This is a genomic window from Sphingopyxis sp. Root1497, from assembly GCF_001427085.1.
Lineage (GTDB): Bacteria > Pseudomonadota > Alphaproteobacteria > Sphingomonadales > Sphingomonadaceae > Sphingopyxis.
In genome coordinates, this window is the sequence record NZ_LMGF01000005.1 from 143,781 (window position 1) to 167,796 (window position 24,016).

25 protein-coding genes and 1 pseudogene are annotated in these 24,016 nt (G+C 65.4%); 6 read left to right on the forward strand and 20 right to left on the reverse strand.

All coding sequences use genetic code 11. The features are described from left to right. Positions 1-142: 142 nt before the first annotated feature. Positions 143-1,681: a tryptophan halogenase family protein gene (locus ASD67_RS15085; protein ID WP_056348906.1), complete on the reverse strand. Its 1,539-nt coding sequence runs from the start codon at positions 1,679-1,681 to the stop codon at positions 143-145. A gap of 85 nt (positions 1,682-1,766) precedes the next feature. Here ASD67_RS15085 and ASD67_RS15090 point away from each other — a divergent pair, with 85 nt between their 5' ends. Then, positions 1,767-2,483, forward strand: coding sequence for an extensin-like domain-containing protein (locus tag ASD67_RS15090; RefSeq protein WP_056348909.1), 717 nt, complete (start codon positions 1,767-1,769; stop codon positions 2,481-2,483). Here the strand turns inward: ASD67_RS15090 and mddA are convergent. The 12 genes and pseudogenes from mddA to ASD67_RS15140 form a co-directional block, all read right to left on the reverse strand. Continuing rightward, on the reverse strand, positions 2,480-3,205 hold the full coding sequence (gene mddA, locus ASD67_RS15095) for a methanethiol S-methyltransferase (protein WP_056348912.1): 726 nt from the start codon (positions 3,203-3,205) through the stop codon (positions 2,480-2,482). The two genes, ASD67_RS15090 and mddA, sit on opposite strands and share 4 nt — an antisense overlap. A gap of 59 nt (positions 3,206-3,264) precedes the next feature. After that, positions 3,265-3,621 (reverse strand): HesB/IscA family protein, encoded by a 357-nt coding sequence (locus ASD67_RS15100; protein WP_056348917.1) that lies wholly within the window; start codon positions 3,619-3,621, stop codon positions 3,265-3,267. Further along, positions 3,621-4,091, reverse strand: coding sequence for an SUF system Fe-S cluster assembly protein (locus ASD67_RS15105; protein WP_056348919.1), 471 nt, complete (start codon positions 4,089-4,091; stop codon positions 3,621-3,623). The genes ASD67_RS15100 and ASD67_RS15105 overlap by 1 nt, the downstream gene beginning before the upstream one ends. Then, on the reverse strand, positions 4,088-5,332 hold the full coding sequence (locus tag ASD67_RS15110) for an aminotransferase class V-fold PLP-dependent enzyme (RefSeq protein WP_082545096.1): 1,245 nt from the start codon (positions 5,330-5,332) through the stop codon (positions 4,088-4,090). The genes ASD67_RS15105 and ASD67_RS15110 overlap by 4 nt, the downstream gene beginning before the upstream one ends. Beyond that, entirely contained in the window at positions 5,329-6,060 is a 732-nt protein-coding gene (locus tag ASD67_RS15115) for a SufD family Fe-S cluster assembly protein (RefSeq protein ID WP_056348924.1), read from the reverse strand. Before ASD67_RS15115 ends, ASD67_RS15110 begins: the two co-directional genes overlap by 4 nt. Next, positions 6,057-6,419, reverse strand: a complete 363-nt coding sequence (locus tag ASD67_RS15120) for a hypothetical protein (RefSeq protein WP_162248595.1) — start codon at positions 6,417-6,419, stop codon at positions 6,057-6,059. Before ASD67_RS15120 ends, ASD67_RS15115 begins: the two co-directional genes overlap by 4 nt. A 17-nt stretch (positions 6,420-6,436) precedes the next feature. Next, positions 6,437-7,267 carry a Fe-S cluster assembly ATPase SufC gene (gene sufC, locus ASD67_RS15125; protein WP_056348931.1) on the reverse strand — a complete coding sequence of 277 codons (831 nt, stop codon included), beginning with the start codon at positions 7,265-7,267 and terminating at the stop codon, positions 6,437-6,439. Continuing rightward, entirely contained in the window at positions 7,260-7,646 is a 387-nt protein-coding gene (locus ASD67_RS23135) for a hypothetical protein (RefSeq protein ID WP_156377735.1), read from the reverse strand. The genes sufC and ASD67_RS23135 overlap by 8 nt, the downstream gene beginning before the upstream one ends. Then, positions 7,643-9,130 (reverse strand): Fe-S cluster assembly protein SufB, encoded by a 1,488-nt coding sequence (sufB, locus tag ASD67_RS15130; RefSeq protein ID WP_056348934.1) that lies wholly within the window; start codon positions 9,128-9,130, stop codon positions 7,643-7,645. The genes ASD67_RS23135 and sufB overlap by 4 nt, the downstream gene beginning before the upstream one ends. 86 nt (positions 9,131-9,216) lie before the next feature. Next, a pseudogene (locus ASD67_RS23500) lies at positions 9,217-9,643 on the reverse strand (SUF system Fe-S cluster assembly regulator); the annotation flags it as partial. Positions 9,644-10,072: 429 nt separating this feature from the next. After that, positions 10,073-10,960, reverse strand: a complete 888-nt coding sequence (locus ASD67_RS15135; protein ID WP_056348935.1) for an AraC family transcriptional regulator — start codon at positions 10,958-10,960, stop codon at positions 10,073-10,075. Positions 10,961-11,058: 98 nt separating this feature from the next. After that, the gene (locus ASD67_RS15140) at positions 11,059-12,873 is read right to left on the reverse strand and encodes a DUF885 domain-containing protein (protein ID WP_056348937.1); all 1,815 of its coding nucleotides are present in this window, start codon (positions 12,871-12,873) and stop codon (positions 11,059-11,061) included. An 80-nt stretch (positions 12,874-12,953) separates the two neighbouring features. Between ASD67_RS15140 and ASD67_RS15145 the strand changes: the two genes are divergently transcribed. From ASD67_RS15145 to ASD67_RS15160, 4 genes are all read left to right on the forward strand, one after another. Next, entirely contained in the window at positions 12,954-14,024 is a 1,071-nt protein-coding gene (locus tag ASD67_RS15145) for a quinone-dependent dihydroorotate dehydrogenase (RefSeq protein WP_056348940.1), read from the forward strand. A gap of 119 nt (positions 14,025-14,143) precedes the next feature. Beyond that, on the forward strand, positions 14,144-15,835 hold the full coding sequence (gene ggt / locus ASD67_RS15150; protein WP_056351966.1) for a gamma-glutamyltransferase: 1,692 nt from the start codon (positions 14,144-14,146) through the stop codon (positions 15,833-15,835). 48 nt (positions 15,836-15,883) lie between these two features. Beyond that, complete coding sequence (locus tag ASD67_RS15155) at positions 15,884-17,713, forward strand: AMP-dependent synthetase/ligase (protein ID WP_056348943.1); 1,830 nt, start codon at positions 15,884-15,886, stop codon at positions 17,711-17,713. A 15-nt stretch (positions 17,714-17,728) separates the two neighbouring features. Further along, positions 17,729-18,418: a hypothetical protein gene (locus tag ASD67_RS15160; RefSeq protein ID WP_056348948.1), complete on the forward strand. Its 690-nt coding sequence runs from the start codon at positions 17,729-17,731 to the stop codon at positions 18,416-18,418. Positions 18,419-18,490: 72 nt separating this feature from the next. On the opposite strand, the gene ASD67_RS15165 is transcribed toward ASD67_RS15160, so the two are convergent. Both ASD67_RS15165 and gloB read right to left on the reverse strand, forming a co-directional pair. After that, the gene (locus tag ASD67_RS15165) at positions 18,491-18,940 is read right to left on the reverse strand and encodes a hypothetical protein (protein WP_056348950.1); all 450 of its coding nucleotides are present in this window, start codon (positions 18,938-18,940) and stop codon (positions 18,491-18,493) included. Between the two features lie 60 nt (positions 18,941-19,000). After that, positions 19,001-19,723: a hydroxyacylglutathione hydrolase gene (gene gloB / locus ASD67_RS15170; protein WP_056351968.1), complete on the reverse strand. Its 723-nt coding sequence runs from the start codon at positions 19,721-19,723 to the stop codon at positions 19,001-19,003. 97 nt (positions 19,724-19,820) lie between these two features. On the opposite strand from gloB, the gene ASD67_RS15175 reads away from it, so the two are divergent. Next, a complete protein-coding gene (locus ASD67_RS15175) occupies positions 19,821-21,527 on the forward strand; it encodes a sensor domain-containing diguanylate cyclase (protein WP_056348953.1) in 1,707 nt (568 codons plus the stop codon). Between the two features lie 6 nt (positions 21,528-21,533). Here ASD67_RS15175 and ASD67_RS15180 read toward each other — a convergent pair whose 3' ends face one another. Genes ASD67_RS15180 through ASD67_RS15200 form a run of 5 tightly spaced genes read right to left on the reverse strand, consistent with a single transcriptional unit; the run spans position 21,534 to position 23,864 of the window. Continuing rightward, entirely contained in the window at positions 21,534-21,944 is a 411-nt protein-coding gene (locus tag ASD67_RS15180; protein ID WP_056348956.1) for a VOC family protein, read from the reverse strand. A gap of 8 nt (positions 21,945-21,952) precedes the next feature. Beyond that, positions 21,953-22,390 carry a VOC family protein gene (locus ASD67_RS15185; protein WP_056348958.1) on the reverse strand — a complete coding sequence of 146 codons (438 nt, stop codon included), beginning with the start codon at positions 22,388-22,390 and terminating at the stop codon, positions 21,953-21,955. Between the two features lie 9 nt (positions 22,391-22,399). Next, on the reverse strand, positions 22,400-22,837 hold the full coding sequence (locus tag ASD67_RS15190; RefSeq protein WP_056348961.1) for an acyl-CoA thioesterase: 438 nt from the start codon (positions 22,835-22,837) through the stop codon (positions 22,400-22,402). A 14-nt stretch (positions 22,838-22,851) separates the two neighbouring features. Next, positions 22,852-23,604 (reverse strand): alpha/beta fold hydrolase, encoded by a 753-nt coding sequence (locus ASD67_RS15195; RefSeq protein WP_056348964.1) that lies wholly within the window; start codon positions 23,602-23,604, stop codon positions 22,852-22,854. 5 nt (positions 23,605-23,609) lie between these two features. Next, positions 23,610-23,864, reverse strand: coding sequence for a DUF6356 family protein (locus tag ASD67_RS15200; RefSeq protein WP_056348967.1), 255 nt, complete (start codon positions 23,862-23,864; stop codon positions 23,610-23,612). Positions 23,865-24,016: the final 152 nt, after the last annotated feature.

Here is a 24,016-nt window from a genome sequence, read left to right on the forward strand (position 1 = left end):
TATGGCGACGAAATCGGGCTCGCGCTCACCGCAAAGCGCGGCCGCACCGGCGGCTCGGTCCGCTATGCGCACTACCGCGCCGACGCTTTCGCGACCGACACCGACCGGCTGTGGCTGACTCTCGAGTGGGCGCTCTAGGCGGTCAGGCGTAGGACGCGGCGTTGATCTGGTCGACCAGCGCGCGGTGCAACGGCAGCTCGTGCGCTGCCTGGGCGCCGAAGCTGCGGATGCGGGCAAAGATGCGCTCGGCCTCGGCGACATCGGGGAATTCCTCGCGCACCGGGGTCAGGTCGGTGCGATATTCCATGCCATAGAGAATATATTGGTAGTTGAAGAAGGCGAAGCTTTCGAGGTCGAGGATGAAATCGAAACGGCCCGGCGGACGATAGCGCCACTCGTCGAGCAATTCTTTCAATCGGTCGGGGATCGACGCCGGGTCGGCATTGTCGCGCCAGAAGGGTTCGTCGCGGCGGCTGAGGCAATAATGGAGCTTCAGGAAGTTGACGATATTCTCATAGCGCGCGGTCATCAATTCGTTGAAGCGCCGCGCTGGCGCCGCGACCGGACCGCCGAGCGGAAACATCTCGGCGATCATCGCCGCGGCGGTCTCGATCGTCACCAAGCCGGTCGATTCGAGCGGTTCGAGAAATCCGCCCGACAGTCCGACCGCGACGCAATTCTTCACCCACGGCGTCGGGCGATACCCCGCCGCGAACGGAATGCTGCGCACCCCGACGTCCTGACTGCGCCCGCCGGTATAGCCCGACAGGATGTCGGCGGCGCGATCGTCGCTCAGATGGTCGCTCGAATAGACGCAGCCGACGCCGCGCGCGCCGGCGAGGCCGATGTCCCACGTCCAGCCGCCCTCATGCGCCGCGGCGATCGTATAGCTTTCGAGCGGCGCGTCGGGGGCGTCGTAGGGAATCTTGCACGCCAGCGCGCGGTCGGTGAACAGCTGGTGCTTCACGCTGCGGAACGGCGCCCCCAGCGCGCCGATCAGTTCGGCGCGGAACCCCGAACAGTCGATATAAAGGTCGGCGGTCAGCACGCCATGCTCGGCGGTCACGACATGGTCGATCGCGCCGCTTTCGGGGTGCAGCCCGACCCCGGTCAGCGTGCCCGGCAGATGGTCGACGCCCAGCGCGCGCGCCTGGTTCGACAGCACCTGGGCCAGCCGCGTCGCGTCGAAATGATAGGCATAGTTCAGCGGCCCGCCGAACGCTTCCTCGCCCGGCCGCTTCGGCGCACGCTGCGCCTCGGCGACGCGGTTCTGGATCGTCATCGCCTCGGCGAACGGCCGCCGTGTCGCCTCGTCCTGGAGCAGCCAATAGGAAACCAGGCTGTGCCCGTCGCCATGATAGGGCGCCTCGAACGGGTGGAGGAAATGGCTCGACCGGCCATCCCGCGGCGTGCGGACCCAGTCGTCGAAACGAATGCCCTGCTTGAACGTCGCCGACGCCCGGCGCACGAATTCGCTTTCGTCGACGCCGATATATTGCAGCGTGTTTCGGATCGTCGGAAAGGCGCCTTCGCCGACCCCGATGCTGCCGATCTCGTCCGACGCGAGCAGCGTGATCGACAGCCGCGGGTTGCGCGCGAGATCGAAAAACCGCGCGAGATAGGCGGCGGTCAGCCAGCCCGCGGTGCCGCCGCCGACGATCAGGATCGAGCGCTTCGCCATGGGAACGCTATCACGCGCCCCGCGGCTTTCAACAAGCGGTAATTTGGTGCTGGAACGGGCGGTGCCGCGCGGGCATTGGACAGGGGTGAAGAGTTTTCGTCCTTATCTGATCGGGTTCGCCGTCGCCCTGCTGCTCGCCATCGCTGCGATATATGCGATGCAGTGGCTGCGCGATCATCCGCAGCATGACCCCACCGCACGCTTCGAACTCGCGCAGCCGCAAGGCTGGGCGACCCATCGCAAGCTGGTGGCGTTGGCCGGCGACGATAGCGCCTGTTTCGCCGCTTTCAACCGCGCCAAGGCGGGGTATGAGCACCGCCCGGTGGTGGGGCAGGGCGTCTGCCGCGCCAGCCAGCGCATGGTGCTGACCGGCAATCGGCTCGTGCCGACGATGCGCCCCGCGAATGTCGCGCCCGGCTGCGCGGTGACCGCGGCGATGGCGCTGTGGAACCGCGACGTCGTCCAGCCGCTGGCGCAAAAGCATTTCGGACAGGCTGTGGCCGAACTCGAAAATCTGGGCAGCTACAACTGCCGCAAGATCGCCGGGAAACAGGCGCAGAGCCAGCATTCGACCGCCAATGCGATCGACATATCGGCCTTTGTTCTCGCCGACGGGACGCGCATCACGCTGGTGGGCGACTGGAACGACGGCAACGCGCGCAGCGAATTCCTGCACGCCGTGCGCGACGGGTCGTGCGGCCTGTTCAGCACCGTGCTGTCGCCTGACTATAATGCCGCCCACGCCGACCATTTCCATCTCGACATGGCGAAGCGGACCGCCGGCTGGACGGTGTGCCACTAGAGTCGCGGCACCAGCATCCCGACCTTTTCCCGATAGGCGACATAGTCCCCGCCGAAGGTCGCGATCAGGTCGCGCTCCTCGAACCGGATGGCGATCAGCATATAGGCCGACATGCCGACCGCGAAGAGCAGGTGGCCGACGCTCATCCGCGGCGTCGCCCAGAAGGCGATGAAGAAGCCGGCGTAGAGCGGATGGCGGACGATCTTGTAGAACAAGGGCTGGTGCAACTGCGGCACGGCGGCCGCCCGCTCGCGCAGCGCGAACCACGCCTGTTGCAATCCGAACAGCTCGAAGTGGTTGAGCAGGAAGGTGCTCAGCAGCACGATCGCCCAGCCGCTCGCAAACAGCGCCCACAGGATGCCGGCGCCGATTCCGTTCTCGACCGCCCAGACCGTCGCGGGCAGCGCGTGCCAGAAGCTGAAGAGCAGGATCAGCACCAGGCTGGCGAGCAGGACATAGGTGCTGCGTTCGATCGGTGCGGGCATGACGCGCGTCCAGCGCGCCTTGAACCCCCGCCGCGCCATGACGCTATGCTGGATGCCGAACAGCGCGATCAGCGCGATATCGACCGCGACCGCGGTCGCCATCGGCCCCGTCCGCGCGGCATCGATGGTGACCGGTACGACCGGCAGGTTGCCGACGAAGGCGATAAGGTACAGGAATGTGGCGAAAAATATCGCGTAGCACAGGCCCGCATAGACCAGATAGAAGGCACGAACCATGACGCTCCCCCCTCATTTGACGGGGGAACATAGCATATTCGGCGCAGAAATGCGCCGGGTTAGACGGTGAAGCTCTCGCCACAGCCGCACGCGCCCTTGGCGTTCGGATTCTCGAACACGAAGCCCGCCGCGAAATCATCCTCGACCCAGTCCATCGTGCTGCCGATCAGGTAGAGCACCGATGCGCCGTCGATGTAGAAGACGCCGCCGGGGGTTTCGATCTTTTCGTCGAACTTCACTTCTTCGGTGACATAGTCGACCGAATAGGCGAGCCCCGAACAGCCGCGGCGCGGGGTCGACAGGCGGACGCCGATCGCGCCTTCGGGCGCCGATGCCATCAACGTCGCGATGCGGTCTTCCGCGCCGACGGTGAGGGCTACGGCGGCAGGGCGTGCACGAGTTTTCACTTCGGTCATCACAGCATTCCCAGTTCGAGGCGCGCTTCGTCGCTCATATTGTCGGGCGACCACGGCGGATCCCAGACGAGGTTGACCTCGGCATCGCCGACCCCCGGCACCGCGCCGACGCGCAGTTCGACCTCGGCGGGCATCGATTCGGCGACCGGGCAGTGCGGGGTGGTCAGCGTCATCGTGACGACGACATGCCCCTCATCGATCTCGACATTGTAGATCAGCCCGAGGTCGTAGATGTTCACCGGGATTTCGGGGTCGAAAATGTCCTTGAGTGCGTTGATGACGGCCTCGTACAGGTCGCCGCCGACCGCCCCGGGTTCGGTCGCTACGGGTTTGGCCGCAAGGAAGCCTTCCAGATAGTCGCGCTTGCGCTCCAGCTTCTCGGGTGCCGTCTCGATATCCTCGACGCGCGCTTTGGGCGGCGCCTCGACGCTCGTCACTTCCTCAACCTTGATCATCCGATCCTCGCTCATCCGAAAATCCTCTCGACGCGTGACAGGCCTTCGATCAGCGCCGCCACGTCATCGCTGTTGCTGTAAACGCCAAAACTCGCGCGCGCGGTCGCCGGCACGCCCAGATGCTCCATCAGCGGCTGTGCGCAATGGTGCCCGGCGCGGATCGCGACCCCGCTTTCGTCCAAGATAGTGCCGATGTCGTGCGGATGAACCCCCGCCATCGCAAAACTGACAATTCCGGCGCTGTTTTCGGGTCCGAACAGCGTGATGCTGTTCCGCCGCGCGAGCTGTTCGCGCAGGTTTCCGACGAGCGCGACCTCATGCGCGTGGATCGCCTCGACGCCGATCGCTTCGACATATTCGACCGCAGCGGCAAGCCCAAGCGCCTCGATGATCGCCGGCGTCCCCGCCTCGAAACGGGTCGGCGCGGGCGCGTAGGTCGTCTTTTCGAACGTCACCCGGTTGATCATCGACCCGCCACCCTGCCAGGGCAGCAGCGTATCGAGCTTGTCGCTCCACAGCACCCCGATGCCGGTGGGACCGTAAAGCTTGTGCCCCGAGAAGACATAATAGTCGCAACCGAGCGCCGCGACATCGACGGGCAGCCGCGGTACCGCCTGGCAACCGTCGACCAGCAATTCGGCGCCGACACGGTGCGCCAGCTCGGCGGCGCGCGCGACGTCGAGTGGGCTGCCGAGCACGTTCGACACATGCGCGAAGGCGACCATCGTGTGTTCGCTGGTCAGCAGCGTCTCGGCGGCGTCCAAATCGATGCGCCCGTCCGCGGTCAGCGGGCAGACATCGACCTGCCAGCCCGCAAGCTGCCAGGGCACGATATTGCTGTGATGTTCCAGCGTGGAGAGCAGCACGCGGCCCTTTTTCGGATGCGAGTAAGCGACAAGGTTGATCGCCTCGGTCGCGCCGCGCACAAAGGCGATCTCATTCTCGCGCGCGCCGATAAACGCCGCAATCCGCCGCCGTGCCGCCTCATAGGCGAGCGTCATGTCGGCCGAGCGCGCATAGACGCCGCGGTGGACGGTCGCATAGTCGCGGCCCATCGCGTTCACTGTCGCGTCGATCACCGCCTGCGGCTTTTGCGCTGTCGCGGCGGTGTCGAGATAGTGCCAGTTGCCCGCGAGGCCGGGGAACTGCCCCCTAAGCCCGTTTGTGTCGAGCGAAGTCGAGACACCACGAAGGCGTGCACTACCGGTGGGTGTCTCGACTTCGCTCGACACAAACGGGGATGGGAGGTTGGTCACACCAATTCCCCCAGCTTTGCCAACGCCAGGTCCTGCAACCGCGCCGCATCCTCGGCGCCATCGAACACGCCGGCAACGAACGCCTGCAGCATCAGCTTCTTCGCCTCGCCCGGCGGCAGCCCACGCGACTGCAAGTAATAAAGCGCCATCGCGTCGAGTTCGCCGATCGCGCAGCCATGCGCACATTTCACATCGTCGGCGAAGATCTCGAGCTCGGGCTTGGCGTTGGCGGTCGCGCTGCGGTCGAGCAGCATCGCCTTCACATCCTGTGCGCTGTCGGTTTGCTGTGCATCGCGCGCGACCGCGACCTTGCCGAGATAGGTGCCGGTCGCGGTGCCGCCGAGCACCGACCGCACAACCTGCCGCGATGTCGCGCCGGGTTCCGCATGGGTCACGGTGGTGACGATCTCCAGATTCTGCTCCCCGCCGCCGATCTGCGCCGCGCCGAGATGGAAGTCGGCGCCTTCGTGCAGAGTCACCGCGAGTTCGATGCGGCCATAAGCGCCGCCGATATTGAGGACATGCAGCGACGCGGCAGCGCCCTTGCCGAGCACCAGTTCGATCTGCCGGATGTCACCCGCATCCTGCACGACCGCGCGGCGGAACGAGCCGCTGGCGGGTACGATGATGCTCTCGGGGGCGGGCAACGGCCACGCTGCGGCAACCGCGTCGATGTCGCTATAACGCCACGCTTCGTCGCGCCGCGAGGGGAGGGGACGCGCGCTCATCGTGCCGCCGCCCTCACGTCGGCGAGATCGGCGATCATCGCTTCGCGCCTTTCGAAAACGCAGGGCGAAAACTCGTCCTTCATGAAGCTCTTGTACATCGCCTTACGCTTGTTCGACGGGACGCGATGGTCCTTGAAACCGGCAAACCGGTCCTTGTACCGCGCATGGCATTGCATCATGGACTGGCACCCGATGCGGTCGATCGCGGCGTCGCCGGTCGACCGCTGCGTGAAACAACGGACATCGCCACGAGACTCGACCAACGAGGCGCGCCAGTCCTTGAGCTTGCTCGCGATCACGACGATCTCTTCCTCGATCGCCGGCGCGGAAGGCAGCGCCGCGGCGGGCGTCATGGTCATCAGGGCGAGCATCGCCATCAAGCCGCGATCTCGGAATAGCCATGCTCTTCCAGCTCGCGCGCCAACTCGGGCCCACCCGACTTCACGATCCGGCCGGCGGCCAGCACATGGACAAAATCGGGCTGCACATAGTCGAGCAGGCGCTGGTAGTGGGTGATCAGCAGCACTGCCTTATCGGGTCGCCGCATGATGCTGTTGATCCCGTCGCCGACGATGCGCAGCGCGTCGATGTCGAGGCCCGAGTCGGTCTCGTCGAGGATCGCGAGCTTCGGGTCGAGGATGCCCATCTGCACCATCTCGTTGCGCTTCTTCTCGCCGCCGGAAAAGCCGACGTTCACCGGACGCTTGAGCATGTCCATGTCCATCTTGAGCAGCCCCGCCTTCTCGCGCGCTAGCTTCAGGAAGTCGCCGCCCGACAGCGGTTCCTCGCCGCGCGCCTTGCGCTGGGCGTTGAGGCTTTCGCGCAGGAACTGGACGTTCGACACGCCGGGAATCTCGACCGGATATTGGAAGCCGAGGAACAGCCCCGCCGCGGCGCGCTCGTGCGGATCGAGGGCGAGCAGGTCGAGCGTCTCGGTCGTTCCCGTTCCGCGACGAAAGTCGGGGTCGAGTTCGATCGCCCCGTCCGGACCCCGGCTTTCGCCGGGGATCGCGTTCGGCGAAAACATCGCCGAACCCTCGGTGACCTCATAGCCGGGCCGTCCGCCGAGCACGTAGGACAAAGTCGACTTGCCCGCGCCATTGGGCCCCATGATCGCATGGATTTCGCCCGCATTGATGGCGAGCGACAGGCCTTTCAGGATCGGCTTGTCGGCGACGGTGGCGTGGAGGTTTTCGATTTTAAGCATGGTTCTCAGCTTCTTGAAATAGATGCGGAAAAACCTTCCGCGCTTCAGCTTCGGTAATTTCGTGAGCTTCGCGCGTAGTTTCTTCCCAGAAGGTGCCACATGTGTCGCAGCGATAGAGGAGGACTCCGCCGTTGGCGCCGCCCAACCTGTTGGGGATTTCGCCCCTGCTTAGCCATTGCTGGCGGCAGACCTTACAACCTTGTTCGTCCCAAGTTTTCGCGCGCCAATAAGCTGCTTCACCGCCGTGCTCCCAAGCGAGCAAATACTCGTAAGGCTCATCATTGGGAGCTACTCGAAACTCCGATTTTAACGTCCAGCCCGCAGCCACCAGCCGATCGGTGTCGCGCTGAGAGTGAGTTTTTGTCAGTTGCGCACTCACCCCACACTCCCCTCAAGGCTGATTCCCAGCAACTTCTGCGCCTCGACGGCAAATTCCATCGGCAATTGCTGCAGCACTTCCTTGGCAAAGCCGTTCACGATCAACGCCACCGCTTCTTCCTGCCCCAGCCCGCGCTGCATCGCGTAGAAGAGCTGGTCGTCGCTGATCTTGCTGGTCGTCGCTTCATGCTCGACGGTCGCGGTCGGGTTGCGGACTTCGATATAGGGCACGGTGTGCGCCCCGCTGAGCGACCCCAGCAGCAAGCTGTCGCACTGGGTGAAGTTGCGCACGCCCTCGGCATTGGGCGCGACGCGCACAATCCCGCGATAGGTGTTGTTCGACTTGCCCGCGCTGATCCCCTTCGACACGATGGTCGAGCGCGTGCGCTTGCCATTGTGGATCATCTTGGTGCCGGTGTCGGCCTGCTGGTAATTGTTGGTGACTGCGACCGAATAAAATTCGCCGACGCTGTCGTCGCCGTTCAGCACGCAGCTCGGATATTTCCAGGTGATCGCAGAGCCGGTTTCGACCTGCGTCCATGACACCTTGCTGCGCTTGCCCTGGCAGAGCGCGCGCTTGGTCACGAAGTTATAGATGCCGCCCAGCCCCTCGGCATTGCCGGGATACCAGTTTTGCACCGTCGAATATTTGATCTCGGCATCGTCGAGCGTCACCAGTTCGACCACCGCAGCGTGGAGCTGGTTCTCGTCGCGCATCGGCGCGGTGCAGCCTTCGAGGTAGCTGACATAGGCGCCCTTGTCGGCGATGATCAAAGTCCGCTCGAACTGGCCCGTATTCTCGGCATTGATGCGGAAATAGGTGCTCAGCTCCATCGGGCAGCGCACGCCCTCGGGCACGTACACGAAGGTGCCGTCCGAAAAGACCGCGCAATTGAGCGTCGCGAAATAATTGTCGTGCATCGGCACGACCTTGCCGAGCCACTTTTTCACCAGCTCGGGATATTCGCGGATCGCTTCCGAAATCGACAGGAAGATCACGCCCGCGCGCTTCAATTCCTCGCGGAAGGTCGTCGCGACGCTGACGCTGTCGAACACCGCGTCGACCGCGACCTTGCGCGCGCCCTCGACCCCCGCGAGCACCTTCTGCTCCTCGATCGGGATGCCGAGCTTTTTATAGACCTCGAGAATTTCGGGATCGACCTCGTCGAGGCTGCCGAGCTTGGGCTTCGCCTTCGGCGCCGCGTAATAATACGCGTCCTGGTAGTCGATCGGCGGCACGTTGAGCTTCGCCCAGTCGGGCGTTTCCATCGTCAACCAGTGCTGGAACGCCTTCAGCCGCCAGTCGAGCATCCATTCAGGCTCGTTCTTCTTCGCCGAAATGAAGCGGACCGTATCCTCGGTCAGCCCCTTGGGCGCGAAGTCGGTCTCGATGTCGGCCGACCAGCCATGTTCATAATCGGCGACCTTCGCCGCGGCGTCGTGCGCGGCCTGGTCCTTGACGGGGAGTTCGGTGTTGTCGGTCATGCTTCTATCCTCCCCTCCCGCTTGCGGGAGGGGCTGGGGGAGGGGGTGTTGGTGAAGGCGGTGTCCGAGACAGGGCCCCCCCCCANCCCAAACCCCTCCCGCGTGCGGGAGGGGCTTACTGAGGCTCGCCAGACTAATCTCCGCCAGCGCCCCGCGCACCGCGCCGTTCACGACGCCCCAGTGCGGCTGCACCTTGCAGCTACCCTCAAGCGAGCAATCGTGGCGCCCTTCGGCAACGCAGGCGGTCAACGCGATCGGGCCTTCGACCGCTTCGATGATATCGGCGACGCTGATCGCCGCCGCGGGCCGTGCCAGCCTTACCCCGCCGCCGCTGCCGCGCGAAGCAACCAGCAGCCCGGCGCGCGCGAGTCCGCTCACCAGCTTCTGCGCGGTCGGTCCCGGAATCCCCGTCTGCTCGGCCAGCATCCCGGCGTGAATCGGTACCGACCCGCACTGGCGGGCGGCGGCGCTCATCAGCACCACGGCATAATCGGCAAGGTTGGACAGGCGCATTGTGACGGTGCGGACTCTTCTATCGCGCGCAAATTGCGAACGATTCTTAACTGGATCAAATTACTCCACTTATATAGGCGAGGCTTTGGCGGCGCGCAAGCAAGGCGGTTTTTCCGGCGCCCAAGAAAAAAAAGGCACCCATCCGGCCGGAGCCGAATGAGTGCCAAGATGAAGGTCTCGTTCCTCTGAAAGAGGCGAGCTCTTCTGGGTCGCAAGCCCCGAATATGGGGCGCCGCCGATTCGCGATTGTACGGAAACGCCAAAACGACAGGGCGCGGGATTTTTGGTGGTTAATCCGGGATTTGGCGAGTCCCGCAGCTGTGTCGTCATTGCAAGGAGCCGGAGGCGACGCGGCAATCTCCAGCCCTCGACCTTGTGCAAGGACGAGGGCCGGAGATTGCTTCGCTACGCTCGCAATGACGGTGAGTGTCAGGTATCCGAAACCATCGGGCTGACCTTGCCCGCCATTTGCTTGCGGCCCTTCGCCGTCGCCTCGGTATAGGGCGAGGGCTTGGAAAGCTGGCCCGGCGTCGCGCCGGCGAAGCGCTTGATCTCGCGGATCAGGTGCGACTGATCGTAAAAGGCGTCACCCAGCGCGGCATCGTCGAGCTTTTCGCCGCGCGCTAACGCCGATGCCGCACGCACCGCGCGATATTTGCGCGCCAGCATCCGCGGCGACAGGCCGTAATAATGCTTGGTCATCCGTTCGACCGAGCGGATCGACATGCCCGTGGCTTCCACCAGTTCGGGCACCTGCGGCGATGGCGACGCGGTCAGCCATTCGTCGACGGTGCGCGTGAACCATACCGGCGCCGCCTCGCTCTTCTTCAGGATTTCGCGGACGAAATTATTGCCGATCACCAGCCGTTCGGCGGTGTCGGCGGCGTTGCCGATCGCATCGACCACCTCCTCGATCCAGTCGCCGAACAGGTCGGCGGCGTCGATCGCGCGGTCGGTCAGCTTGTCGGCGTGCGCCCCCATCAGCGTCGCCCAGCCGGCGGGCATCAGTCCGAATCCGTACATGCGCAGCGGTCCGGGGGCGAGCGCCTGCACGCTGCCGCTGGTGGGGCCGATGATCGTCGCGCGCCCGGCCGGAAAGCGATAGCCATCGGGAAAGATATATTCGCCCTTGGGCACGTCCATGATGCGGAATTGCGGACGGTCGGCGCGCTCGCTTTCGTCGAACAAGGGCAAATCGACGCGGACAAAATAAAAGCTCGACACCATTTCCGCCAGATCGGGATCGGGCGGGAAATATTGCAGTTCGAACGGCGTTTCGCCGTCCGCGCCTGTGGGCGTGGATGAAGCTTCCGTCATGACGAGACCCGACCCCCGGCGGCTGCATCGCCGCCTGTTTAACTAGGTCAAGTCATTTGCCTTTCGGCGCGCTGCGTCAAGCCCGCAAATCGCCAGCATTAACTCTTTTGGGTCGCGATCCACGCATCGACGCGGCGTTCGAGCACATCGAGCGGCACCGGACCCGATTCGAGGACGACGTCGTGGAAGGTGCGGAAATCGAACTTGTCGCCGAGCGCCGCCTGCGCACGGCCGCGCAGCTCCATGATCTTGAGCTTGCCAATGAGGTAGGCGGTCGCCTGTCCCGGATAGACGACATAGCGCTCGATCGCCTTTTCGATATCGCCCTGCGGGTTGGGGGTGTTGTCCTTCAGATACTGGATCGCCTGTTCGCGGCTCCAGCGCTTGTCGTGGATGCCGGTGTCGACGACGAGCCGCGTCGCGCGCCACAGCTCCATGCCGAGCCGCCCGAAATCGGCATAGGGATCGGTGTAGAAACCCATGTCCTTGGCCAGTTCCTCCGAATAAAGGCCCCAGCCCTCGGTATAAGCGGTGAAACCGCCGAAGCGGCGGAACGGCGGCAGGCCGGTGAGCTCGGTCTGCACCGCGCGTTGCAGATGATGCCCCGGCACGCCCTCATGATAGGCGAGCGCCTCGAGCTCGGTCTTGGGCATGTCGCGCAGGTCATAGAGGTTCACATAATAGATGCCCGGCCGCGACCCGTCGGGTGCGGGCGAGGAGTAGAAGGCCTTGCCCGCCGACTTTTCGCGGAATGCCTCGACCGCCTTCACCTGCAGCGCCGACTTGGGCAGCGTGTTGAAGAAGGCGGGCAACCGTGCCTCCATCGCCTTCACATGCGCGTCGACATCGGCCAGATAGGCCTCGCGCGTCGTGTGATAATATTGCGGGCTGGTGCGCAAATGGTCGAAAAACTGGTTCAGCGTGCCCTTGAACCCGACCTGGACCATGATCTTCTTCATCTCGCCATGGATGCGCGCGACTTCGGACAGGCCGAGATCGTGGATCTGCGCCGCGGTCATGTCGGTCGTCGTATAATTGGCGAGCAAAGCCTCATAATAGGCCTTGCCGCCGGGCATCCGCCACACGCCGTCCTGTGTCGGCGCCGACGCCTGCTGGCGCGCCATCTCGGCCGAGAGGCGCGTATAGGCCGGGCCGGCGCTCTCGGCCCAGGCGGCCTTGGCGGCGGCGACCAGCCGCGTCTTTTCGGCGGCATCGATGTCCAGCTTGTTTACCTTGGCGGTAATGTCCTCGATCACCGCATTGTCGGGCTTGGTCAGGTTGGCGATATCCGAAATGACATAGGGATAGACCCATTTCGGTGGCGCAAAGCCTTTCGCGGCGCGCTCCGCCGACTGCGCCGACAGCGCGTCGAGGATCGGACCCATGCCGCGGATGCGGCTGATATAGGCCTCGGCCTCGGCGACATTGGCGACGCGGTGGATGTTGATCAGGAACGCCGGCATCTGGCTCTGCGCGCCATTCATCTGGTCGAAGATATAACCATGGTCGCGGAACGGGAACAGGCGTTCTGCGCGCGCCGCCTGCGCGTTGAACAGCTCGAACGACAGCGCCTCGTCGGCCGACAGCGCCTTGGGATCGAAGCTGCCGCGCATCGCCTCGGCGGTCGCGGTCTGCAGCTTGAAGCGCGCGACCGCGGCGTCGTCGCTGACATCGTCCCATGCGCCATAATCGCCGTCGCGCACCCCACGCCGCGCCTTGGTCTCGGGCGACAGCGACAGTTGCGCCGCGTCATATTTGTCGAAGAATTCGGCCAGGTTGGCGCCAGCCGGCGCGACATCGGCCGGCGCGGCCACCGTCGCGGGCGCTTGCTCGGCAACCGTCGGCGCGCAGCCCACGAGAGCGATCGCGAACAGCGAGGTGGACAGGCAGGCAAGAATACGGGGGTGCGACACGATTTTCTCCGGCTTTTCGTTGGACTTTGCTGGTCGGACAGGGGCTTGCCATAGGGGCCGGTGCGGCGCAATGGCGGGTCATGTCGCTCTTCGCCTCGCTCACCGATACCGCCTATGCGCTCGTCCGCCCGATCGTCCATGCGACCGACGGCGAGGCCGCGCACAATCTGACCCTCGCCGCGCTCGAACCGCTGCCGCGGGCGCGCAGCGCACTGACCAGTCCGATCCTGAAGGCCGAGGTCGCGGGGCTAAGCTTCCCGAACCCCGTCGGACTCGCCCCCGGCTTCGACAAAGATGCCCGCGCCGCCGCGGTGATGCCGCGCTTCGGGTTCGGTTTTGTCGAGGTCGGCACGCTGACCCCGCTGCCGCAGGAGGGCAATCCGCGTCCGCGCCTGTTCCGGCTGGTCGAGGACGGCGCCGTGATCAACCGCATGGGGTTCAACAACGGCGGGCAAGCCGCCGCGGCGACGCGCATCGAAAAGCTGCGGGCCTGCGGTATCGCTGTGCCGCTCGGCATCAACATCGGCGCGAACAAGGACAGCGCCGATCGCATCGCTGACTATGCCAAGGGCACCGCCGCGATGGCGCCGCTCGCCGATTATCTGACCGTCAATATCAGTTCGCCCAACACCCCGGGCCTCCGCGCGCTGCAGGACAAGGGCGCGCTCGAAGCGCTGCTCGACGCGGTCAATGCCGCGCAGCCCACAGGCGCTGCGAAACCCGTTTTCCTCAAGGTCGCGCCCGACCTTGAACCCGCCGACATCGACGATCTGGTAACCGTCGCGCTCGACAAGGGGCTGGCGGCGCTGATCGTGTCGAACACCACCATCGCGCGGCCGGCGCTTGTGTCGCGCCATGCACACGAGGCAGGCGGGCTGTCGGGCGCGCCACTCCACGACCTCGCGCTCCAGCGGCTCAAGGATTTTCGCACTGCAAGCGGCGGCGCGATCCCGCTGATCGGCGTCGGCGGCATCGCCAATGCCGAACAGGCCTGGGCGCGCATTCGTGCCGGCGCGAGTCTGGTGCAAATCTATTCGGCGATGGTCTTCGCCGGCCCGGGCCTCGCCGCCCGCATCGCGCGTGGGCTTGAGGATCTGGCGGTGCGCGACGGCTTCACCCGCGTCGCCGACGCGGTCGGGGTGGGTGACTGAGCAAGTGGATGGGGAAGGGGCCGGCAACGCCGGCGTCATAACCCCTCGGCATCGTTTCGCGACGAGGAGGAATAGGGATGGGGTTGCGCCATCCTTCCCCCCGCGCCAATGTCCCGCGCATGAACAAGAGACTCTTCGCCGCCTTCGCCCTTTTCCTGACAACGCTTCCCTCGCTCGCCGCGGCGCAGGGCGTGACCTCGTCCGCCGATGCGCGCGCGACCGAGGCCGGACGCCAGATATTGCACGACGGCGGCTCGGCCGCCGATGCGGCGATGGCGATGATGCTGGTGCTGACCCTCGTCGAACCGCAGTCGAGCGGTGTCGGCGGCGGCGGCTTCCTCGTCTATCATGACGCGAAGAGCGACCAGATCGGTACGATCAACGGCCGCGAAATGGCGCCCGCGAGCGCAAAGCCCGAACGCTTCCTCGGTCCCGACGGTAAACCGCGTGGCTACGGCGACGTCATCCCCGGCGGCCTGTCAGTCGGCGTCCCGGGCAATGTCCGCCTGATGGAGCTGACCCACAAGAAATGGGGCAAGCTCGAATGGAAGGCGCTGTTCCAGCCGGCGATCAAGCTCGCCGACGAAGGCTTCCAGGTCACCCCCGCGCTCTATGGCTGGCTCGACCGCTTCCAGGACACATGGAAGGATTTCCCGGCGGCGCGTGCGCTCTATTATGTCGACGGCAAGCCCGCGCCGGTCGGCACGGTGATCAAGAATCCCGCTTATGCCAAGCTGCTGCGCGAGATTGCGGCGAAAGGCCCCGACGTTTTCTACACCGGCGCCAATGCCAAGGCGATCAGCGACGCGGTGGCGAAATCGACGCGCAACCCCGCGCTGCTCACCGCCAAGGACCTTGCGGCCTACAAGGCGCAGGACAAGCCCGCGGTCTGCACCACCTACCGCGTCTACAAGGTGTGCGGCATGGGGCCGCCCTCGTCGGGTGCGACCACCGTCTTCGGCATCCTCGGCATGCTCGAGGGCTGGGACATGAAGGCGATGGGCAAGGACAATCCGATGAGCTGGCACCTGCTGTCGGAAGCGATGCAGCTGTCTTACGCCGACCGCGAGAAATATCTCGGCGACGGTGATTTCATCGACGTTCCCGTCGCCGGCCTGCTCGACAAGGCCTATCTGTCGCAGCGGCGCCAGCTGATCTCGCCCTATGGCCGCGCCGCGTCCTATCCCGCCGGCAACCCGCCCGGCGCGCAGCCACGCACGCCCTCGGGTCCGGTTCCCGAACAGGGCACCACCCATTTCGTCGCGGTCGACAAGGACGGCAATGTCGCGTCGATGACCTCGACGATCGAGAGCATCTTCGGCAGCAACCTCAACGCCAACGGCTTTTTCCTCAACAACGAGCTCACCGATTTCGACCTCAATCCGGTGCGCGGCGACGCGCCCGCAGCGAACCGCGTGCAGGCCGGCAAGCGCCCCCTGTCGTCGATGTCGCCGACGATCGTTTATGGCCCCGACGGCAAGGTCGTGCTGGCGGTCGGCTCGGCGGGCGGCAAGCGCATCATCATGCACGTCACCAAGACCTTGGTCGGCGTGCTTGACTGGGGGCTCACCGTCGACCAGGCGATCGCGCTGCCCAACCTCTTCTTCGGCCAGCAGGGCGTGCTGATCGAAAATGACGCGGCGGGTCAGGCGATCGCGAGGAAGATGGCGCCCTTCGGCTATCCCTTCAACGCCACCGACCTCGGATCGAAACTCAACGCGGCACAGCGCGTCGGCGATGGGTGGCGCGGCGCCGCCGACCCGCGCGGCCCCGGCACATCGTCGGTAGATGACGCGCCGCCGCAGAGCTAAGACAACAGAACAGAAAAGATACCACCCTCCCCGGGAGAGAGCAGAGGCATGAAGCTGGAAAACCCCCATCTCGACCATTTCCCGAGCCTGGTCGCGATGTTCTTCGACCGCGCGGACAAGGGCGGCGAGGACCCGTTCCTGTGGCGCAAGGCCGATCGTGCATGGCAGCCGATGAGCTGGCGGCAGGTCGCCAATCAGGTTGCGGCGCTCGCACACAACCTGCGCCAACTCGGCCTGAAAGAGGGCGATCGCGTCGTGCTGGTCAGCGAGAACCGCCCCGAATTCTGCATCGCCGACCTTGGCATCATGGCGGCGGGCTGCATCACCGTGCCGACCTACACCACCAACACCGAACGCGACCACCAGCACATTCTCGACAACAGCGGGGCGAAGGCGGTGATCGTCTCGACCGCCAAGCTGGCCCGCGTGCTGATGCCGGCGGTGATGCGTTCGGACGCGAGCCTCGTCATCAGCATGGAAAGCCTGCGCGTCGGCCAGCAGGGCGATGTGCGCGTCCATGACTGGGCGCCGCTGGTCGAAAATGGCGCCGCCTATGTCGAGGAGACCAAGGCGCGCGGGCTGGGCGTCACCCGCGACGATGTCGCCTGCCTCATCTACACCAGCGGCACCGGCGGGGCGCCGCGCGGGGTGATGCAGCATCATGGCGCGATCCTGCACAATGCCGCCGGCGCCGCTGAGGTGCTCGTCAACGACTTCGGCATTGGCGACGAGGAGGTGTTCCTGTCGTTCCTGCCATTGAGCCACGCCTATGAACATTCGGGCGGGCAGTTCCTGCCGATCATGGTCGGCGCGCAAATCTATTACAGCGAGGGTCTCGAAAAACTGCTCTCGAACATCGAGGAGTCGCGCCCGACGATCATGGTCGTCGTGCCGCGGCTGTTCGAGGTGATCCGCGCCCGGATGATCAAGTCGGTCGAAAAACAGGGCAAGCTCGCCAACTGGATGCTCAACCAGGCGATCCGCGTCGGCGAAAAGGACTATGAGCGCCGGATGGGCGTGCTCGACCGCCCGGTCGACCTGATCCTCGACAAACTCTTCCGCCCCAAGATCCAGCAGCGTTTCGGCGGCCGGATGAAGGCGCTCGTGTCGGGCGGTGCGCCGCTCAACCCCGAGATCGGGGTGTTTTTCCACTCGATCGGGCTAACCCTGCTCCAGGGCTATGGCCAGACCGAGGCGGGGCCGGTGATCAGCTGCAACCGCCCGTCGGTCGGGCTGAAGATGGACACCGTCGGCCCGCCGCTGATGAACACCGAGGTCCGCATCGCCGACGACGGCGAGATATTGGTGCGCGGCGAACTGGTCATGAAAGGCTATTGGCGCAACAAGCCCGAGACCGCGCGCGTGCTGGTCGTCGATCCCGCCGAACCCGACAAGGGACCCTGGCTGCACACCGGCGACATCGGCCATATCGACCCGCAGGGCCGCATCGTCATCACCGACCGCAAGAAGGACCTGATCGTCAACGACAAGGGCGACAATGTCGCGCCGCAGCGGGTCGAAGGCATGCTGACGCTCCAGCCCGAAATCCTGCAGGCGATGGTCTATGGCGATAAGCGCCCGCATCTCGTCGGGCTGCTCGTCCCCGATCCCGAATGGGCCGCCGAATGGGCGGAGGCTGAGGGGCTGCCCAGGGAAATGGCGCTGCTCCGCGAACATGAAAAATTCCGCGCCGCGCTCCGCGCTGCGGTCGACCGGGTCAATGGCCAGCTGTCGGTGATCGAAAAGGTCCGCAAATTCGACCTCGCCGACGAGGCGTTCACGATCGAGAATGAACAGATGACCCCGTCGATGAAGATCCGCCGTCATGTACTGCGCGAAGTCTACGCCGACCGGATCGCGGCGATGTACAAGGGGTAGGAAAGGCTATTTCCTATGGGTCTCGACTGGAATCCACTCGGGAAGCCGCGGCCGGGCGGTGAGGATGTCTATTATCGCTATATCGGCCAGAAGAGCGATCCCGACAGCTGGCTGCGGCCCAATGATCTGAAGTTCGGAAAGGGGGTATTCGAACGCGCCGTGAGCGAGGACGCGTTTCACGCCAGCCAGATATCGCCCTATGAAACGCTGAACGCGCCGCAGGTTGGGACGCATCCCGAAGCCGATCGATGGGCGGCGGAAAGATATGCCGAGGCCGAGCAGCGCCCGCCCACGCTGGACGAATGGGTCGAAAATCTACGCGGCTACCAAGTTCTGGCGCTGCTGCCCGAGGATGACGGCTTTCCGGTCTACACCAATTGGCCGCTCAACCCGATCTGGGAGCGCTGGACCTTTCGTGCAGAGTTTCTGAAAGACTGCGAGGAAGTGATCGGTCCGGACCTGCTGAACCGTGCCTGGCTCAATCATTTTCCCGCTCAGCTCGAGAATTACGGGTCGCAATTATGGGACTGCGCCAGCCGCTATGCGCGAGAACGGAACGTAGAACATGTGCTGAATGCGCGAAGCTTCGACGATGAAGCGGATATCGCGGACAGTCCTGCACTGACCGCTCATGTCATCGCCTCCGCGGCGCGCTGGGCGCGCCAATGGTCGGCGCGCGGCCATGGGCTGGCGGCCGATTATTGAGTGACAGGCGGGGGTGCGACCCGAAGAGCTCGGCGCAAACCGGAACCCCGCCCGTCGCTGAACCTCAAGGGTTCAGCCTTTGTCCCCCGCCGGTTTGCGATAGGGGACAAAATCGCCAAGCACACAGGTCGGACCGCGAATGCCGCTCGACCGGTCGACCAGATGAAAGAAATCGCCGCTGCAGGTTGAGCTGCCGAACTGGCGGATGACCATGATGTCGCTGTCGCGGCCGAGCCCCGGACAACTGCTCTTCAGGTCGTTGCGGTACACCAGCCGGCCCGACTGGCGATAAATCAGAATGTCGTCGGACACGCGGATCGTGTCATAGGTTCCGCTGCTCGACAGGCACCGGACGGGTTCGCCGGGGATTTTCCCCGCGAGCTGCTTTTCGAGTGTCTTGGCCTGTTTCGGGGTCAGCGCCTCGGTGCGCGGCGCCCCCATGTCCGAGGACGCGCAGCTTGCGAGCAGCGGCGCCATTGCGGCGTAGAGCACCGCGGCACGGATCGGGTTGAACTTCGCCATCACGGCACTCCTGCGACTATGACACTTTACGGACGAGGCGATGAATGGTTGCTGAAGCGGTCAGGCGGCGTCCTTCAACGCGCGGATCCGTCCGAGTTCGGCGGCGTGCGGGGCGCGCAGGAAAGGATTGGTCGCGCGCTCGGCGCCGATCGTCGTCGGTACCGTCGCTTCGCCCGCCGCGCGCGCGGATTCCACCGCCGCCAGCCGCGCCGCCAGCGCATCGTTTTCGGGCTCGACCGTCACCGCGAAGCGCGCGTTCGACAGCGTATATTCGTGCGCGCAATAGACGCGCGTCGCGTCGTCGAGCGTCGCCAGTTGCTGCATATTGGCGAACATCTGCTCGGCGGTGCCCTCGAACAGGCGGCCGCAACCCATCGCGAACATCGTGTCGCCGACGAAGATCGCGGCGTCGTCGGCGAAATGATAGGCGATATGACCCGCAGTGTGCGCCGGCACGTCCCACACGTCGGCGACCACATCGCCCAGCTTGACGGTATCGCCGCCCGTCACTTGCACATCGAGCGTCGGAATGCGCGCGAACTCGGCGGCCGGGCCGGTGATCGTGCAACCGGTCGCGTCCTTGATCGCGGCGTTGCCGCCGGTGTGATCCGGATGCCAATGGGTGTTCCAGATGTCGGTGATCGTCCAGCCGCGCGCCGCCGCCGCCTCCAGCACCGGGTCGGCGACCGCGGGGTCGACGACCATCGTCGCCTTGCTTTGGGGTTCGTGGACCAGCCAGACATAATTGTCGCTGAGGACGGGGATGCGGACGATTTCGAGCATGGGGCAAGGATAATCGACCCACGGCCCGCCGTCGACCGCCAAGTTAACCATGTTGCAAGCCCTTGGGTATAGCCTTGCGCCAACGACATTGGGGGTCATGTCTTTGCTGCGTCTGGCGTTTCTGGTTTTTGCGGTCATGCTGGCGGCGGGCTTGGCCCCGGCGCGCGCCGCGTCGGGTCCGGCGCCTTGCACGCTGCAATCGACCCTTTGGGACGATTATGGGACAGTATCGGCGCCGGGCGTCCGCCGCGATTGCGGCCCCGATCGCTGGTCGCTCGCCGGACAACGCAGCTGGCTGTTCTTCGATGCCCGCGCGATCGCGGCCGCCGGGCAGGGGCCGCTGGAATTCAACGCGCGGACGAGCCGCTTCGATCGCATCGTGCTCCATGTCCGCTACGCCGACGGGGCAACGGCATCGGTCGTGCGACGGGGGAGCCAGGCGATGCCCTATCGTGCCGCGGGTCCCGATTTCTACCTGACGCTGCCGCAGCGCGCGGCGCCGCCTGTCGAGGTCGCCGTCGCATTCGACCGCCTCGGTTTCCCGACCACGCTGAAAACCGCGCGCCTCGCCCCGGCGGGAACCGGCGGTTGGTCGACCCAGACGATGCTGCTGATCGCGCTGTTCACCGGCCTCGCGCTCGCGCCGATCGTCTTCAATATCGCCTTTTTCCGCGTCCTGCGCGAACGTTTCCTGCTCTGGCACATGACGCTCGCGGTGTGCATCATCCTGCACACCAGCCTGTCGTCGGGGCTTGCCTTTGCCGTCGTGCCGGGGATCAGCGCGCTGGCTTATGGCTATCTGTCGCAGATCAGTTTCAGCGTCGGCATCCTCGCGGCGACGATGTTCTGCCTCAACTTCCTCGAACCCGAAAAGACGACGCGCGGCGATCGGCGCGCGTTGCTCGCCTGCGCCTTCTGGCTGCCGCTGTTCGCGGCCGTCTCGATGGCGCCGGTCGAATGGGTGCGGCCATGGGGCAGCAAGCTCTATTTCGCCGGTTATCTCCCGGTCCTCCTCACCTATGTCGTCGTGCTCACCCGTGCCTGGCGGCGCGGCAGCCGCGCAGCGCGGTTTCAGACGATCGCGTGGACGCCGATCATCGCCTGCGGCTTCGAACGCGTGGCGCGCGGGCTTGGCCTTTATGTCGGGCCGATGTGGCTCGACCAATTGCTCTATCTTGCGATCGCGCTCGAACTGGTGATCACCGCGCTCGGCGTTGCCGACCGGTTCATGATCATGCGCCGCGAGCGCGACTGGGCGCAGGCGCGCGCCGGCGCGATGGAGGATGCGGCGCAGACCGATCCGCTGACCGGACTCAGCAACCGGCGCGGGCTCGAAAACCTGCTCGCCGGCGGCGGACGCCGCTTCACTGCCGCGGCGCTGATCGACATCGATCATTTCAAGTCGGTCAACGACCTCCACGGCCATCAGGCCGGCGACGCGGTGCTGTGCGCCGCCGCCGCGGGTCTGCGCGAAGGCCATGGCGGGGTCGTCGCGCGGATCGGCGGCGAAGAGTTTTTCCTGTTGATCGACCGCCCCGACGCGGCGGGCACCGCCGAACGCTGCCGCCAGGCGCTGGCGCGCCGCGTCGCCGCCGACGTGCCGCAAATCCCCGATCCGGTCAGCGCGAGCGGTGGACTGCTGATCTTCGAGTCCTCGACCGACGGCGCCGCACTCGATTTCGACCGCCTGTTCGCCGAGGCGGATCGGTTGCTCTACGCCGCCAAGCATAGCGGGCGCGACTGCATGGTCACCGACCGCTGGCAACAGTCCGATAGGCCCGTCATCGGCGCTGCGGCCGCCTGACGCGGTTCAGTCCGTCGCCAGCGCGTCATAGCCCGCGTCGTTGAATTCGATCAGGCAGAATCCATGGCCGAACGGGTCGGCGAACATCGCCTGCCGGCCATAGGGCAGGGTCAGCGTCTCACCCTCCTGCACCGCACCCGCCGCCAATGCCTTCGCGACCGCGGTATCGAGATTGGCGACGGTAAAATCGGGATGCACCGGGGTCCAGTGCCGCGCATAATCGCGCGCGGCGCCGCCGACCGGACCGATCGCCGAACCCGCGAGCTTGGCGATCAGATAGATCGGTGCGTCGCTGCCAAGCAGTTCGACGATATCGTCATCGAACCGCCGCCCGACGGTCAGCCCGAGCGCGGCGGTGTAGAAGGTTTCGCCGGCGGCAAGGTCGGGCACGTCGATATTGATCAACAGGCCCGGCATGGTTCAGCTTACCACTCGCCTATGTTGGGCATCGACGCCCAGGGGTCCTGAGGCGGCAGGTGCCCGTCCTGCAGCAGCTCGACCGAAATCCCGTCGGGCGAGCGGACGAACGCCATATGGCCGTCGCGCGGCGGGCGGTTGATCGTCACCCCGGCGTCCATCAGCCGCTGGCAGGTGGCGTAGATATCGTCGACCCGGTACGCCAGATGCCCGAAATTGCGTCCGCCGCTATAGCTTTCGGCGGCGCTGCCGTCGGCGGGCGGCCAGTTGTAGGTCAGCTCGACCTCGGCCACCCCCGCCTGTCCCGGCGGAGCGAGGAAGATCAGCGTGAAGCGCCCGGCCTCGCTGTCGAAGCGGCGCACCTCCTCCAGCCCGATCAGGTTGAAGAAGGCGACGGTCGCATCCGGGTCGGTGACGCGGATCATGGTGTGGAGATATTTGGTCATCGCGCGAACTTAGGCGCGCAGCGACGTTTGTTCAAACGTCTCGAACAGGGATACGAATGCATCGGGCACCGGTGCGGTCGCGCCGCGCGCTTCCTCTACATGGACGCTGACCTCCAGCCCCGTTGCGCGCAGATCGTCCCGGCCCGCGCCGTGCAGTTCGAACAGGAAGGTCATCGAACTGCGCCCGACGCGCGAACAGCGCACGCAAATGTCGATCTCCTCGTCGAGCAGGATCGGCACCTTGTAGTCGACCTCGGCGCGCGCGACGTGGAATTCGGGGCTGTCATTGGCGGGCCAGCGGTCATAGACCCCGGCTGCGCGCCAATATTCGGTGATGCCGATGTCGAAATATTCGAGGTAGCGACTGTTGAACAGCACCGCCTGCGCGTCGATTTCGGCATAGCGGACGCGCTTCTTGACGCTGAACTTGAAATCGCTGCGAGCCATGATGATCCTTCGGGTTAGCGGGTGAGCCGCGCGACGGCGTCGGCCAGCAGCGCAATATCGGTGTCGCGCGACAACCGGTGGTCGCCGCCCTTGACGAGCGTCACCTGCACATCGTCGCTGGTCAGCGCCGCGGCGAGGCGCAGGCTGATCTCGGGCGGCACATCGCCGTCCTCCTGCCCATGGAGCAGGCGGACCGGGCAGGCGAGGGGGATGTCGGCATCGAGCAGGCGGTTCGCCTCCCCCGACTGCCAGAACCGCCGCGTCGTGACATATGGCTGGTCGCTGTACGATGTGTCTTCGCGAAGCTGTCCTTCGGCGAGGATGATCGCTTTCTCTTCGGCGGTGAAACCCCAGTCGGTGAAGTCGGGCGCCGCCGCGATGCCGACCAGCCCGGCGACGCGCCCCGGTCCGTCGCGCGCGGTCAGCGCCAGCGCGGTCAGCAGCATCAGCCACCCGCCCATCGACGATCCGACGATGATCACCGGCCCCTCGACCTTCGCGTCGATCAGGTCGAGCACATCGCCGCGCCAGTCGAGCAATGTCTGTTCGGCGAACAACCCGTCCGACAGCCCGCATCCGGCATAGTCGAGGAGCAGGCACGCGCGCCCTTCGGCGGCCGCCCGGTCGAACAGCGCGGTCGCCTTGCCGCCCGCCATGTCGGACATGTAACCGGGTAGGAAGGCGATCGTCGGCCCCGCACCCGCGATATGGCGGTACGCCAGCCGCGGCCGCGCCGCGCGGTCGAGATAGTCGATGGCGCCGGTCACGCCGGTCAGATCACCCAGTCGATGGTGCTCATCTGCATCACGGCCTGCCCCTTGGCGCGGCGCTGTTCGACCATGATCTTGTTGAGCCGCGAAATCGTGTCGCTGCCGGTGGTGATGCACCAGCCGGGGACCACCGCATGGACCAGCGCACACACCCCGCCCCAGATCATCGTCACGCCGAATTTCGACGCGACCCCGAAATGCTCGATGTAATTTTCATCGACGCTCTTGGGATGGTCGACGAACAGGCGCTTGAACATGGGGGAGGCTCCTTTTCCGTGCCCGTCGCCGTAGCGGGGGCGCGCGAAGGGGGCAACCAAAAGCCTCGTCATTGCGAGGAGCCGAAGGCGACGCGGCAATCCAGAGTAGCGGTAACCGCTCTGGATTGCTTCGCTTCGCTCGCAATGACGAG

What these genes read in the sequence shown, in the direction of transcription:
- ASD67_RS15105 (WP_056348919.1), bottom strand. Translation starts at nt 4,091, where the DNA reads ATGAGCGAGGATCGGATGATCAAGGTTGAGGAAGTGACGAGCGTCGAG.
- gloB (WP_056351968.1), bottom strand. Translation starts at nt 19,723, where the DNA reads ATGCTCGAAATCGTCCGCATCCCCGTCCTCAGCGACAATTATGTCTGG.
- mddA (WP_056348912.1), bottom strand. Translation starts at nt 3,205, where the DNA reads ATGGTTCGTGCCTTCTATCTGGTCTATGCGGGCCTGTGCTACGCGATA.
- ASD67_RS15120 (WP_162248595.1), bottom strand. Translation starts at nt 6,419, where the DNA reads ATGACCATGACGCCCGCCGCGGCGCTGCCTTCCGCGCCGGCGATCGAG.
- ASD67_RS15175 (WP_056348953.1), top strand. Translation starts at nt 19,821, where the DNA reads ATGTCTTTGCTGCGTCTGGCGTTTCTGGTTTTTGCGGTCATGCTGGCG.
- ASD67_RS15180 (WP_056348956.1), bottom strand. Translation starts at nt 21,944, where the DNA reads ATGCCGGGCCTGTTGATCAATATCGACGTGCCCGACCTTGCCGCCGGC.
- ASD67_RS15135 (WP_056348935.1), bottom strand. Translation starts at nt 10,960, where the DNA reads ATGACGGAAGCTTCATCCACGCCCACAGGCGCGGACGGCGAAACGCCG.
- ASD67_RS15115 (WP_056348924.1), bottom strand. Translation starts at nt 6,060, where the DNA reads ATGAGCGCGCGTCCCCTCCCCTCGCGGCGCGACGAAGCGTGGCGTTAT.
- ASD67_RS15145 (WP_056348940.1), top strand. Translation starts at nt 12,954, where the DNA reads ATGTCGCTCTTCGCCTCGCTCACCGATACCGCCTATGCGCTCGTCCGC.
- ASD67_RS15155 (WP_056348943.1), top strand. Translation starts at nt 15,884, where the DNA reads ATGAAGCTGGAAAACCCCCATCTCGACCATTTCCCGAGCCTGGTCGCG.
- ASD67_RS15200 (WP_056348967.1), bottom strand. Translation starts at nt 23,864, where the DNA reads ATGTTCAAGCGCCTGTTCGTCGACCATCCCAAGAGCGTCGATGAAAAT.
- sufC (WP_056348931.1), bottom strand. Translation starts at nt 7,267, where the DNA reads ATGCTTAAAATCGAAAACCTCCACGCCACCGTCGCCGACAAGCCGATC.
- ASD67_RS15185 (WP_056348958.1), bottom strand. Translation starts at nt 22,390, where the DNA reads ATGACCAAATATCTCCACACCATGATCCGCGTCACCGACCCGGATGCG.
- ASD67_RS15085 (WP_056348906.1), bottom strand. Translation starts at nt 1,681, where the DNA reads ATGGCGAAGCGCTCGATCCTGATCGTCGGCGGCGGCACCGCGGGCTGG.
- ASD67_RS15165 (WP_056348950.1), bottom strand. Translation starts at nt 18,940, where the DNA reads ATGGCGAAGTTCAACCCGATCCGTGCCGCGGTGCTCTACGCCGCAATG.
- sufB (WP_056348934.1), bottom strand. Translation starts at nt 9,130, where the DNA reads ATGACCGACAACACCGAACTCCCCGTCAAGGACCAGGCCGCGCACGAC.
- ggt (WP_056351966.1), top strand. Translation starts at nt 14,144, where the DNA reads ATGAACAAGAGACTCTTCGCCGCCTTCGCCCTTTTCCTGACAACGCTT.
- ASD67_RS15100 (WP_056348917.1), bottom strand. Translation starts at nt 3,621, where the DNA reads ATGACCGAAGTGAAAACTCGTGCACGCCCTGCCGCCGTAGCCCTCACC.
- ASD67_RS15160 (WP_056348948.1), top strand. Translation starts at nt 17,729, where the DNA reads ATGGGTCTCGACTGGAATCCACTCGGGAAGCCGCGGCCGGGCGGTGAG.
- ASD67_RS15190 (WP_056348961.1), bottom strand. Translation starts at nt 22,837, where the DNA reads ATGGCTCGCAGCGATTTCAAGTTCAGCGTCAAGAAGCGCGTCCGCTAT.